Origin of the sequence: Kitasatospora sp. NPDC059648, from assembly GCF_042734825.1 — a bacterium.
GTDB lineage: Bacteria > Actinomycetota > Actinomycetes > Streptomycetales > Streptomycetaceae > Kitasatospora.
Genome location: NZ_JBHWDU010000133.1, coordinates 1 through 13,666, shown reverse-complemented (window position 1 = coordinate 13,666; position 13,666 = coordinate 1). Strand labels below are relative to the sequence as shown.

General features: G+C 74.0%; 6 protein-coding genes. 3 read left to right on the top strand and 3 right to left on the bottom strand.

Annotation, left to right across the window (positions count from 1 at the left end):
* Positions 1-39: 39 nt before the first annotated feature.
* Complete coding sequence (locus ACFV1W_RS38155) at positions 40-465, bottom strand: hypothetical protein (RefSeq protein ID WP_380421897.1); 426 nt, start codon at positions 463-465, stop codon at positions 40-42.
* Between the two features lie 237 nt (positions 466-702).
* Here ACFV1W_RS38155 and ACFV1W_RS38150 point away from each other — a divergent pair, with 237 nt between their 5' ends.
* Together ACFV1W_RS38150 and ACFV1W_RS38145 are read left to right on the top strand one after the other, a co-directional pair.
* Positions 703-1,137, top strand: coding sequence for a hypothetical protein (locus tag ACFV1W_RS38150; protein ID WP_380421896.1), 435 nt, complete (start codon positions 703-705; stop codon positions 1,135-1,137).
* A 409-nt stretch (positions 1,138-1,546) separates the two neighbouring features.
* Positions 1,547-2,704, top strand: a complete 1,158-nt coding sequence (locus ACFV1W_RS38145) for a hypothetical protein (RefSeq protein ID WP_380421894.1) — start codon at positions 1,547-1,549, stop codon at positions 2,702-2,704.
* Positions 2,705-2,778: 74 nt separating this feature from the next.
* Here ACFV1W_RS38145 and ACFV1W_RS38140 read toward each other — a convergent pair whose 3' ends face one another.
* Together ACFV1W_RS38140 and ACFV1W_RS38135 are read right to left on the bottom strand one after the other, a co-directional pair.
* Positions 2,779-3,297, bottom strand: a complete 519-nt coding sequence (locus ACFV1W_RS38140; RefSeq protein WP_380421892.1) for a hypothetical protein — start codon at positions 3,295-3,297, stop codon at positions 2,779-2,781.
* 258 nt (positions 3,298-3,555) lie between these two features.
* Entirely contained in the window at positions 3,556-4,749 is a 1,194-nt protein-coding gene (locus ACFV1W_RS38135) for a cytochrome P450 (RefSeq protein WP_380421891.1), read from the bottom strand.
* Between the two features lie 794 nt (positions 4,750-5,543).
* Here ACFV1W_RS38135 and ACFV1W_RS38130 point away from each other — a divergent pair.
* Positions 5,544-13,666, top strand: an 8,123-nt coding sequence (locus tag ACFV1W_RS38130) for an SDR family NAD(P)-dependent oxidoreductase (RefSeq protein WP_380421890.1), incomplete at its 3' end; no start/stop codon positions are given.

Sequence of the window (13,666 nt, the reverse complement as noted above, 5' to 3'; positions counted from 1 at the left end):
CGCCGCGCCCGGTCGGGGGCGGCGGCCGCTCCTCCGTGCTCAGTCCACCGTCCTGGTCGTGCCGACGCACAGTGCCCAGATGACGAAGGCGTCGATCGTGATGAGCACGATCGCCCACAAGGGGTAGTGGGGCAGCCAGGAGAAGTTGGCGATCATGCCGAGCCCGGCGACGACCACGCCGACGGCTCGCGCCCAGACGGCGCCACCGAACAGCGCCGTTCCGGCCAGGACGAGGAGCACCCCGAGGGCCAGGTGGATCCACCCCCAGCCCGTGGTGCTCCACGTATACGTGTAACTCCGGGTGACCACCACCAGGTCGTCGTTCAGGATCGCGGCGATCCCCTGAAGGACCGACATGATGCCGCCGAAGAGCATCATGACCGCGGCCAGCGTGGTCCACCCGCCGGCGAAGGCCCGCTCCACGGTCTGTGGCCCGCGGCCGGTCCCCGTGACACCTCCGGACATGGCGTGGACTCCTTCCGAAGCGACCGCGTCACCCGCACGGGTGACCTGCTCAGAGAGCTGCTCCTTCAGGCTGCCACGCACCCGCGTTCCCGGCGAGGGCGGCCTCGCCCCGGGCGCCGGACGGTCCGGGGAGCAGCGGAGTAGCAGCCGCGCCGCGGTCGTGGGAAGTTGGTGGTGGGAGGCCTCCCATCGGGTCGCACGGGAACGAGCGACGCCCTTCTCCGAAGGAGCCCGAGCATGGCCAGCAATGTCAGCGGAGCACCGGCCGCCACCACGGAAGTGAGCCGGAAGCCGTTCGCGACGGGTTGGACCGTCTTCGCCGCCTGTCTGATGATCTTCGGCGGGACGATGGCGGTCCTGGAGGGGATCGCGGCGGTCGTCAACGACGACCGCTACGTCATCACCGGCAACTACGTCTACAAGTTCGACACCACCGGATGGGGTTGGGCGCACATCGTCCTCGGCCTCGTGATCGTGCTGGCGGGCTTCACGCTCTTCCGCGGCGCACTGTGGGCCAGGATCCTCGGTGTGGTCGTCGTGGGCCTGAACATGATCGCGAACTTCCTGTGGTTGCCCTACTACCCCTTCTGGGCCGTCGTCCTGATCGCCATCGACGTGTTCGTCATCTGGGCGTTGACGGCGGGGACGCACCGGCAGGAGAACGCGGTCTAGGGGTGCTGCAGGGCCCGGACTCCCCCCGCGGCCCCGGGCGGTAGGCCTCCGCGCGGGGCCCGTGCGGCGGCGTGCGGGCCTCAACCACCGGCCCGGCCCTCCCCGGTAGCCGTCGGGCGCCCCATGGCCAGCGCGAGGAGTCGGCCTGGCCGGCTGGTGGGCGCCCGCGGTGACGGACACCAGGACCACGACGGCCCAGCCCCGTGACCAGGGCCAAGCAGGCCAGCAGACGGGCACGCGAACGGGCCGACGCCATCCCGGCTCCTTCCCCGTCCTCCGGCGACGATCCGTCAATTCCTGGCGGTCAGGCGCCGCCACACCGGTCCCGGTGGATTCGTCCCCGGCCCGGCCGAACGGTCGACGGCCCCGTCGCGCGGCATCATGAGCCCTGCGCGACGGAAGGAGACCCATGCCTGCTGGTGCCCCGGACCAGGGGTGGCGCCGTGAGACGGCCGGCCTGCCCGGATTCGTGGTGCTCCGCGGCCACCGGCGCACCCGGCTGCGGCGTGGCAGGCCGGCCCGCCGGATCCTCCCCACGCCCGCCACCGCGGCGAGCGCGTACCGCTCCTGGGAGCGGGGCGGCGGACGGGTGAACGGAACCGCCTCGGTGAGCGACGACCGGAGCCCGGACCCGCCGGGCGAGGAACTCGACGGGGTGCCGCCCGCACTGGTGCGGTCCCTGCTGCGCGGCATGCTCGCCGACCCGCGGCACCTTCCCGAGTTGCTGGCCGCGTTCGCCGTCCGCAACATGGGCCCCCGGGCGGCGGCCGCCGTCGCCCGGCTGCGTGCGCAGCGGCCGGACCTGGGCCGCGAGGAGCAGCGGATCCTCCTGACGTCGCGGGGAATCCGGGTGACCACCGCCGAGGGCGCGTTCGTCGGCGGCCCCTCCATGCTGCTGATCCCGGTCGCCTTCTGTGCGGCACTGCTGGCCCAGGCCCAACTCGTGCTGGAACTGGCCGTACTGGCCGGGCTCGATCCGACCGAGCCGGAGCGCGGGGCCGAACTCCTCGTCCTCCAGGCCGTGTACGCCGACACCGGCGCCGCGCGGGAGGCGATGAACGCGCTGCCGGCCGTGGCGGACGGCCGCGTTCGCCACGGGCCCGCCGCGGTCTGGGCGGTGTGCCGGCGCATGACCCATCTGCTCGGTCTGGTCTCCCCGCTGCAGGAGGGCGAGCGGCGGCCGTCCCGGCTCGAAAGGGCCGGCCGGTGGGCCCTGCTCGGCGCGGTCCTGTGCGTGGGGATGGCGGCGCCCCTGGTGTGGCTGCCGTACCTGGGTGCCAGCTACCGGTCGTCGACCATCCGCATCGCGCGACGCGCCGGCAGGCGGTACTTCGACAGCTCCGAGCTGGCCGGGATCGAACCGGCGCGCACCGATCCGGGCGTCTTGGCGGCGCTGCTCCGCGCCCTGCTGTCCGTCCTGTTCACCCTGGGCCTCCTCCTGCTGGTTCCGATCGTGGACCTGAGGATCGCCGGGAGCCGGGGAGCGGCGCTGGTCCTCGCCGTGCTCCTCGGGTCCACCACGGCCGCACTCCTGTGGCACCGCCGGCGCCGTCGCAGGCGCCGGTAGGGCGGTGCGGCCCGTCCGGCCCCCGCCCGACGAGTCCCGTCGACGCCGGCTCCCGGTGGCCGGGCCGGGAGGCGTCAGTGGCCGATCGCGGCCTTGAGGGCCACGATGACCAGGCCCAGCAGGAGGTGCACCACGGCCTCCACGGCCGCCTGCCGGTGTGATGCGCGGGCGCGCAGGGCGCCGAGGTAGGCCCAGGCGACCTGCTGTGCCACGGCCGTGGCCAGGGCGAGCCAGGCGGTGGCGGTCAGTCCGAGCCCGAGCAGCGGGCTGACGGCCACGGCGGCGGCGGGGAGCACGGCCGCTTCGACGATTCCCCACTCCTTCCGGCCGACCCGGCGCACCTCCGCCCGGTCCGCGGGCCTGCCGGCCGTCCGCTCGCCGGCGAGGATCGAGTACACGTGGGCGGCCCAGAACACCAGCCCGGTGACGAGGAGCAGGACCGTGATCTCGACCCGGGGGAACTTTCCGACGGCGCTCGCGGAGGCGATCACCGAGGCCGCGAGGAGCGAGCCGTAGACCGCGCCCGCATAGTCGGTCCGCCCGCCGTGGCCCCCGCGACCGGGCTTGTGGAGCCAGGGGAAGAAGTGCTTCACCGGGCCACCGTACGGGTGCCGTCCCGACGTGCCGTCCCTGCCACGCCGGTGTCGTGAGGCGGCCGCCCCGGCCCCGTACCGCGGCGGGCGGCAAGGGGCCGGGGCGGCCGGGTTCCCCGCCGGAGGGGCCGTGGACGACCACCCGCCGGTCGCGCATCACGGGCCGGCCGGTGATCCGCGGACGGGCCATCGGTCGTGTCGTGCCCCGACCGGTCGATCCCGTCCACTTCCCGCGCCGGCGGTATGGGAGACCACGGATCACCAAGTGACCGGCAACGCCTGCAGGCCGCGGAAGACCAGTTCCGGCACGTAGGTGAGCTCGGACTCGTCAACGGCGAGGCGCAGTCCCGGATACCGCTTCACCACGGACCCGATCGCCACCCGCATCTCCCGGCGGGCCAACATCGCGCCGAGGCAGAAGTGCGGCCCGTGCCCGAAGGCGAGGTGCGCTGCCGGTCCTTCGCGCGTGATGTCGAAGCGGCCGGGATCCGGGTACACGCCGGGGTCGCGGTTGGCCGCGACGATGACCGGCAGCACCGGTTCGCCCGCCCCCAGTTCGACGCCCTCCAGATCGACGGGCTCGGTCGTGACCCGGATCTCGGCCGAGGTGAAAAGCCTGCTGTAGCGCAGCAGTTCGTCGACCGCCGGTCCGATCAGGTCCGGTGACGACCGCAGCAGCGCGAGTTGGTCCGGGTGGCGCAGCAGGGTCAGGAACGAGTTGCCCAGCTGGTTGACAGTCGTCTCGTGGCCGGCGATCAGGAGGCCTTCGAGGTTGGCCAGCAGCTCGGGTTCGGTGAGGTGGTCGCCCTCGTCGTTGGCGGCGACCATCGCCGAGATCAACCCGTTGTCCGGCTGCGCCCGCTTCTGACGCACCAGATCGGCGAGCCAGTCCTGCATCTCGCTCTGTGCGGCCCGCAGTTCGTCCGGAGTGATGTCCGTGACGAACAGCCGCCTGGTCCACCTGCGGATGGCCTCCGCCTCGGAGTAGGGCACGCCGAGCAGCTCGCAGATGACCATCAACGGCAGTGGAGCGCAGAGACCTGCCACAAGATCCGCGGTTGGATCGAGGGAGTCGAGCAAGGAGTCCGCAATGGACTGCACGCGCGGCTCCAGCTGATCGACCATGCGTGGGCTGAACGCCTGCGACATCAGCTTGCGCAGGCGGGCGTGGCGCTCGCCGTCCAGGCTGGTGACCAGTAACGGGTCGGCGGCGACGGACAGTTTCAGCGGGCCGCCCGGAAGTGTGGCCGCCTCCCGGCTGAACCGGCTGTCGCTCAGAACCTGGCGCACCGCCCTGTAGGAAAGGGCGAGCCAGACGTCTGTCGTATGCATCGTCGCGAGGACGACCGGAGCCTGCGCGAGCAGGGCCTCGGCTTCGGGCTCGTTGTCGAGGTGGTGTGGTGTGGTGAGGGGAAACGTGGCTCGCATCGCTGCCTCCTGACTGGATGTCACCAGGCCGCAGTCGATGCACGGATCGGTGACAGCTGGGTTGTGTGCCGCCGGGGCGCCGGCGCTTCGCGATCGTCTCGAAGTCGATGGGGTCGAACGGTTCAGCCGGAGCTGTCGCGGCGCCGGTGGTCGGTTCGCTCGATCCGGGTGGTGATCGCCGTGCGGAGGTTTCCCGGGTGGACGGCTGACGGTCGAGGACGTTCTTCCGCGCGAGTGCGAAGGGGATTCTAGGGCGTGGTCACCGACGGCGTCGACGGTGCCCACGAACCCGGCCCGGTCGTGACGGTGCGGGCGTGGACGCGCTTACGTGACCGCACCGGCGGGTTCACCGGCAGATTCGCCGGCGGGTCCGCCGGCGGACACCGCGACGGGCCGTCCGTGAGAAATGTCGCGTTTCACGGGGCAACGGGGCGGATCTCGCCACGATGCCTTTGTCGTGCAGGCATATGACGTTGTGATGTGCGTCGTTTGAGACAGTCTTTGCCTGGCCTATGGCGATGGCGTGATGTTGCTGCCATGCTCGGTCTGCTCGGCGGAGCGATCATCGCCTCGGCCCCTACGCTCAGCTCACCAGCGCATCTTCCGCGAAGAGCGTCGCCAACGCTGTCGCTTTCGAGGACCGCTCCACTGATCCAGACGCCCGAAGCGCGGTCGGGTCCGGGTTCGGACACCACCGGGTCGCCGGGCTGCCCGTGCGCTCGATGATCCGGCCGCTTGCGCGGCCGGAGCCGCCCCATCGGGACTGCTACGGAAACACCCGCCTTCCTTCATCCCCCGGCTCACGAGGTGTCGATGTGATGCGCTTCCCCTTGGATTCGGACGCTGATCGTGTCGCTGTCATCGGAATGGCGGGCAGGTTGCCGAAAGCCCCGGATCCGGAGGCGTTCTGGCGACTGCTGTGCGACGGGGCCGACGCGATCACCGCGCCGCCCGGGGGCCGGGAGGGCGTACGGCACGGCGGCTACCTGGACCGGGTGGACGGCTTCGACGCGGCGTTCTTCGGTGTGTCCCCCCGTGAGGCCGCCGGCATGGACCCGCAGCAACGGCTCATGCTCGAACTCGCCTGGGAGGCCCTGGAGGACGCCCGGATCGTGCCGAGCACGCTGACGGGCGGCCCGACGGGGCTGTTCGTCGGCGCGATGTGGGAGGACTACACCTCCCTGGCCTACCCCGGTCACATCACGCCGCACACGCTGACCGGCACCAGCCGGGGCGTCATCGCCAACCGCGTCTCGCACTTCCTCGGTGTGCGCGGACCGAGCATGACGGTCGACACGGCCCAGTCGTCGGCGCTGGTCGCGGTGCACCTGGCGGTCGAGAGCCTGCGCCGCGGCGAGTCGGAGCTCGCCCTGGCCGGCGGGGTGAACCTCAACCTGACCGCCGCCCGCGAGGAGGGAGCGGCGGAGTTCGGCGGCCTGTCCCCGGACGACCGCTGCTTCACCTTCGACGCCCGGGCCAACGGCTTCGTCCGCGGCGAGGGCGGTGCCTTCCTCGTCCTGAAACCGCTGGACCGGGCCCTGGCCGACGGGGACCGCGTCTACGGTGTCATCCGGGGCAGCGCGGTCAACCACGACGGCGCCACACGGAGCCTGACCGTGCCCAGCGCGCAGGCCCAGGAACAGGTCATCCGCGAAGCACTGGCCCGCGCCGGCGTGCGTCCCGCGGATGTGCAGTACGTGGAGCTGCACGGCACCGGCACCGCGGTCGGCGACCCCATCGAGGCCGCCGCCCTCGCGGCGGCCTACCGCGACCCGGCCGAGTCCGGCGGCGCCGACAGCGCCCTGCGGGTCGGATCCGCCAAGACGAACGTCGGCCACCTGGAAGGTGCCGCGGGCATCGTCGGGCTGCTCAAGACTGTCCTCAGCGTGTACCACCGCGCACTGCCGCCGAGCCTGAACTACGAGACCCCCAACCCCGGCATCCCTCTCGACGCACTGGCGCTGCGGGTCCAGACCGCTCTGACCCCCTGGCCGCGGCCCGACGCGCCCCTGCTCGCCGGCGTGTCGTCGTTCGGCATGGGCGGCACCAACGCGCACGTGATCGTCGAGCAGGCGCCCGATGCGGCCGCGCCGCCGGTCCGGCGGCCCGCCCCCGCGGCCCGGCCGGCGCCGTGGATCGTCACGGCGCGGACCAAGCAGGCGCTACGAGCGCAGATCGAGCGCCTGTGCGAACACGTGCGCAGTCACCCGGAGCTGACCGACGCCGAGGTCGCGCACGCGCTGGCCACCACCAGAACCCGCTTCGCGCACCGCGCGGTCCTGCTCGACTCCGTCCAGGTCGCCGCCGACCGGGCCGGCACCCCGGGCCGTACCGTCTTCGTGTTCCCCGGCCAGGGCGCGCAGTGGGTCGGCATGGGCCGGGAGCTGTACGCCGCGTACCCCGCCTTCCGGGCCGCCATGGACGAGTGCGCCCAGGCCCTGGCTCCGCACACCGACTGGTCCCTGGCCGATGTCCTGGACGGCGCCCCGCTCGACCGCGTGGACATCGTTCAGCCCGCCCTGTTCGCGGTGATGGTGTCCCTGGCGGCACTGTGGCGCTCCTTCGGTGTCGAGCCCGACGCGGTGGTCGGGCACTCGCAGGGCGAGATCGCCGCGGCACACGTCGCGGGCGCGCTGTCGCTGTCCGACGCGGCCCGGATCGTGGCACTGCGCAGCCGCGCGCTGGTGGCGCTGACCGGCCGGGGCGGCATGGTGTCCGTGGCCCTGTCCGCCGAGCGGGCCGAGGACTACGTGTCGCGCTGGGGCGGCGCGCTGACGGTTGCCGTGGTCAACGCCACCGGCTCGGTCGTGGTGGCCGGCGACACGAAGGCCCTGTCCGAACTGGTCGAGTCCTGCGAGGCGGACGGTGTCCGCGCACGCGTCGTCCCGGTGGACTACGCCTCCCATTCCGCGCACGTCGAGGCGGTCCGCGAGCGGCTGCACGCCGAACTGGACGGTGTGCAGCCGCGGCAGGGCACCATCCCGTACTACTCCGCGGTCACCGGCGGCCTCCTCGACGACACCACGGAGCTCGACGCCGGCTACTGGTACCGCAACTTGCGCGAGCCGGTCCGCTTCGACCTGGCCACCGCCGCACTGCTGGCGGACGGGCACGACGTCGTGGTCGAGGTCAGCCCGCACCCGGTGCTGCTGTCAGCCCTAGAACAGACCCTGGAACAGGCCCGCGAGCGGACCGGCGTGCCCGGCGTCGCCGTCGGCACGCTGAGCCGTGACCGGGGCGGGCCGGACGTCTTCCTGACCGCGCTGTCCCGGCTGTTCGTGGCCGGCGTGCCGGTCGACTGGTCCCCGGCCGTCGCCGAGGCCGCGCCGGTCGACCTGCCCACGTACGCCTTCCAACGCCGTTCGTACTGGCTGCCCGAAGCGACAGCGGGGCAGAGCGGACGGACCCCGGCCGGCCCGGGGACGCACGCAGCGGAGGCCGCCGCGCCCGGTCGGCCGGACGGCGCCCCGGAGGCCTACGACACCGGGGCGGGCGGCACGGACACGGGCGACCCCGAGTCGGGCGACACGATCGACGCGGCCGCCGTGGTCATCGCGCAGATTGCGCTCGTGCTGGGCCACGAGAACCCCGCGGACATCGATCCCGCGCTCACTTTCAAGGACCTCGGCTTTGACTCGGTCACCGGGCTCGAACTGCGCAACCGCCTGGCCGGCGCCCTGGATCGGCGGCTCCCCTCCGGTCTCGTCTTCGACCACCCGACGCCCGCGGAGCTGATCGACTGGCTGCGTACCGGCCCCGGCGACCGGCCGGCCCCCGCCGCCCCGGCCGCCCAGGACGACCCGGTCGTCATCGTGGGGATGGGCTGCCGCTTCCCCGGCGGGGTGGCCTCGCCGGACGACCTGTGGCGGCTCGTCGCGGAGGGCGTGGACGCGATCGGCGACTTCCCGGACGACCGCGGCTGGGACCTGGGCGGCCTGTACGACCCGGAACTGCGCGGCGCGGGCACCACGTACATCAACCGGGGCGGGTTCCTGGAAGCGGTGGCCGGCTTCGACGCTCCGTTCTTCGGCATCTCGCCCCGCGAGGCGCTCGCCATGGACCCGCAGCAGCGGCTCGTGCTGGAGACGGCCTGGGAGACCTTCGAACACGCCGGGATCGACCCGGCCTCGCTGCGCGGCAGCCATACCGGCGTGTTCACCGGCGTCTGGTCGTCCGGCTACGCGACCGGACCGGGCCTGCCCCAGGACCTGGAGGGTTACCTGTTCACCGGCGTCGCGACCAGCGTCACGTCCGGCCGGGTCGCCTACCACCTCGGGCTGCGCGGTCCGGCGCTGTCCGTGGACACCGCCTGCTCGTCGTCCCTGGTCGCCGTCCACCTGGCCGCCCAGGCCCTGCGCGCGGGCGAGTGCTCGCTGGCGCTCGCCGGCGGTGTCACGATCATGGCGACACCGCTGGGCTTCACCGAGTTCTCCCGCCAGCACGGCCTCGCGGCGGACGGCCGCAGCAAGCCCTTCGCCGCCGCGGCCGACGGCACCAGCTGGGCCGAGGGCGCCGGCTTGGTCCTGCTGGAACGCCTGTCGGACGCCCGCCGCAACGGCCACCGGGTGCTGGCGGTCGTCGCGGGAAGCGCGGTCAACCAGGACGGCGCGTCCAACGGCCTGACCGCGCCCAACGGCCCCTCGCAGGAGCGGGTGATCCGTCAGGCCCTCGCCAATGCCGGGTTGGAGGCGTCCGAGGTGGACGCGGTGGAGGCGCACGGTACGGGGACGACGCTCGGTGACCCGATCGAGGCTCAGGCGCTGCTGGCGACGTACGGCCGGGACCGGGTGGAGCCGTTGTGGCTGGGGTCGGTGAAGTCGAACATCGGCCACACCCAGGCGGCGGCCGGTGTGGCGGGCCTGATCAAGATGGTCATGGCGATGCGGCACGGCGAGCTGCCGAGAACCCTCCACGTGGACGCCCCCTCCCCCCACGTCGACTGGGCCTCCGGCGGCGTCCGGCTGCTGACCGAGGCCCGGCCGTGGCCGGAGCACGAGCACCTCCGCCGCGCCGGGATCTCGGCCTTCGGCATCAGCGGCACCAACGCCCACCTGATCATCGAGCAGTCCTCCGACCCGGATCCCGGCCACCTTCCCGAACCCGCGGGCCTGGCCGCCCCCACCGCCTGGCTGCTGTCCGCGAGGACCGACGCCGCGCTGCGCGCGCAGGCCGAGCGGCTGCACGCGTACGCGACCGCCCACCCCGACGTCCCGGCCGCCGCGATCAGCCGCGCACTGGCCGCCCGCACCCGGTTCGAGCACCGGGCCGCGGTGGTCGGCGCCGACCGGGACGACCTGCTGTCCGGCCTGGCCGCGCTCCCGCCGGGACTGCCGGCCCGTACCGGCGGGACCGTGTTCGTCTTCCCCGGACAGGGGGCGCAGTGGGCGGGCATGGGCCGCGACCTGTACGAGCAGTCCGAGGTCTTCCGCGCGGGCATCGACGCCTGCGCCGCCGCCCTGGCCCCGTACACCGACTGGTCCCTGGTCGACGAACTGCGCCACGGCTCGCTGGACCGCGTCGACGTGGTGCAGCCGGCCCTGTTCGCCGTCATGGTGGCGCTGGCCGACCTGTGGCGGTCCTACGGCGTGCAGCCGGACGCCGTGGTCGGCCACTCCCAGGCAGAGATCGCCGCCGCGTACGTCGCCGGCGCGCTGTCGCTGCGGGACGCCGCCAAGGTCGTGGCGTTACGGTCCAGGGCACTGGCCGTCATCGCCGACCGGGGCGGCATGGTGTCCCTCGCGCTGTCCGTCGAACGGGCTGCCGGCTACCTGGCCCGCTGGGGCGAGCGGCTGACCACCGCCGTGGTGAACGGACCCGCGGCGGTCGTGGTGTCCGGCGGCCTCGACGTGCTGGACGAACTGCTGGCCGCCTGCGAGACCGACGGCATCCGCGCCCGCCGCCTGCCCGTCAACTACGCCGCCCACTCCGCGCAGGTCGAGGCGGTCCGCGAGCAGTTGCTCACCGAACTGGCCGACGTCACGCCGCACCCGGCGGTGGTCCCGTTCTACTCCACGGTCACGGGCGAGCCGGTCGAAACCTCCGCCCTCGACGCCGGCTACTGGTACCGCAACCTCCGCGAAACCGTACGGTTCGACCTGGCCACCGCCCGGCTCACCGCCGACGGCCACGACCTGTTCCTGGAGGTCAGCCCGCACCCGGTGCTGGTGCCTGCGCTGGACGTCGCCGCCACCGGAACACTGCGCCGCGATCACGGCGGCCTCACCGAGTTCCTCGCCGCGGCGGGACGCCTCTACGCCGCCGGGGCCGACGTCGACTGGACTCCGGTCCTGCCCCGCACCGCACCCAGGGCGGACCTGCCCACGTACGCCTTCCAGCGCGAGCCCTACTGGGTGACCGCGACTCCGCCGGTGCCCCGTGACGACTGGCGGTACGAGGTGGCATGGGCGCCGGTGAGCGGTACCGCGGCCCCGGTGGACCCGGCTCGCTGGCTCGCCCTGGCCCCGACCGGGCACCCGTGGGCCGAGGCCCTGCGCGAACGGGGCTTCGCGGTGGCCGACACCTGGGACGTGGCCGGACCCGGGGACGCCCGGCCCGGGCCGGACGGTGTCCTGTCGCTGCTGGCGCTGGACGAGGAGCCGCACGCCGACCACCCGGTGCTCCCGGCGGGCCTGGTCCGCACCCTGGACCTGGTCCGCACCCTGGACCCGGTGCGCAGCCCGGACCCGGCGAGGACGGCGGCCGTCCCGCTGTGGTGCGCGACCAGCGGCGCCGTGAGCACCTCGGGCACCGACCCGGTCACCAACCCGGCCCAGGCCCTGGCGTGGGGCACCGGCGCATCTGCGGCGCTGGAGTTCCCGCACGGCTGGGGCGGCCTGGTCGACCTTCCCGCCGTGCCCGACGAGGAGAGCGTGAACGCGCTGCTCGTCGTGCTCGCCGGCACGGGCGAGGACCAGGTGGCGATCCGCGGCACCCGGCGCTTCGCCAAGCGGCTGCGCCGCAAGGCCTCGTCGGGCCCGGCCGCGCGGCCCTGGCGGCCGCAGGGCACGGTGCTGGTCACCGGCGGCACCGGCGCGCTCGGCGGGCATGTGGCCCGCCGCCTCGCGCGGCAGGGCGCGGAGCACATCGTGCTGGCCTCCCGCCGCGGCCCCGACGCACCCGGCGCGGCCGGCCTGCGCGACGAACTGGAGGCAGCCGGGGCGCGGGTGACCGTGGCGGCGTGCGACGTGGCCGACCGGGACGCCCTGCGGGCCCTCGTCGAGCGGGTCGGCGACATCCGCGCGGTCTTCCACACCGCCGGCCTGATCAGGGCGACCAGGCTGGCCGACACGACACCGGCGGAGTTCGCCGAGGTCGTCATGGCCAAGGTCGCCGGGGCGGCGAACCTGGCGGAACTCCTGCCGGACCTCGACGCCTTCGTCCTGTTCTCCTCCACCGCGGGCGTGTGGGGCGACGGCCACGGTGCGGCCTACGCCGCCGGCAACGCCTTCCTCGACGCCCTGGCCGCGCAGCACCGCGCCCGGGGCCGCGCCACGACCTCCGTCGCGTGGGGCATCTGGGCCGAAGGCGGCATGGCGGCCCTGGAGCCCGTGCAGCGCCAGCGCACCCTGCTCGGCCTCGGTGAACTGGACCCGGGCCGGGCACTCGACGCGCTGCAGGACGTCCTCGACCACGACGAGGCCCTCGCGGTCGTCACCGAGGCCGACTGGGCACAGTTCGCCCGCGCCTACACCCACGCGCGGCCGAGTCGGCTGCTCCGGGACCTGCCCGAGGCCCACAGCCGGCCGCAGGCCCCCCGACCCGCGCCCCCCGCCGGCGGCACCGACCTGCTGGAGCTGGTCACCACCCACGCCGCCGGGGTGCTGGGACACGCCACCCCCGAGCGGCTCGACCCCCGGCAGGCGTTCAAGGACCTGGGCTTCGACTCACTGACCGCGGTGGAACTGCGCAACCGCCTGACCGCCGCGCTCGGGGTGAACCTGCCCGCCACCCTCGTCTTCGACCACCCCACCCCCGCACGGCTGGCCGCCCACCTGTCCGGCGGGTCCGGCGAGCAGGACGCGCCGCCGCAGGCCCCGGCCGTGACGGACGAGCCGATCGCGGTCATCGGCATGGGCTGCCGCTACCCCGGAGGCGTCGGCACCCCCGAGGACCTGTGGCGGCTGGTCGCGGACGGCGTGGACGCGGTCGGCGACTTCCCGGCCGACCGGGGATGGGACATCGACCGCCTGTACGACCCGACGGGAAGCCGCCCCCGCACGTCGAGCACGTCCCGGGGCGGCTTCCTCGACGCCGCCGGCGACTTCGACGCGGCGTTCTTCGGGATATCGCCCCGCGAGGCGCTCGCCATGGACCCGCAGCAGCGCATCCTGCTGGAGACCGCGTGGGAGACCATCGAGTACGCCGGTATCGACCCGACCACGCTGGAGGGCACGGCCACCGGCGTGTTCACCGGCATCTGGTCCACCGGCTACGCCGCCGGGCCGGTCCCCGACGACCTGGAGGGCTACCAGGTCACCGGCACCGCGTCGAGCGTGGGGTCCGGCCGGCTGGCGTACCAGCTGGGCCTGCTCGGCCCGGCACTGTCCCTGGACACCGGCTGCTCGTCGTCCCTGGTGGCCCTGCACCTGGCCGCCCAGGCGCTGCGCTCGGGAGAGTGCTCCTTCGCCCTGGCCGGCGGCGTCACCGTCAACGCGGCACCCACGCTGTTCACCGAGATGTCCCGGCAGGGGGCGAGCGCGCCCGACGGCCGCAGCAAGTCCTTCGCCGCCGCTGCCGACGGGGCGGGCTGGGCCGAGGGCGCCGGCCTGCTGCTGCTGGAGCGCCTGTCCGACGCCCGCCGCAACGGCCACGAGGTGCTGGCGGTCGTCCGGGGCTCTGCCACCAACCAGGACGGTGCGTCCAACGGCCTGACCGCGCCGAACGGCCCCTCGCAGGAGCGGGTGATCCGTCAGGCCCTCGCCAATGCCGGGTTGGAGGCGTC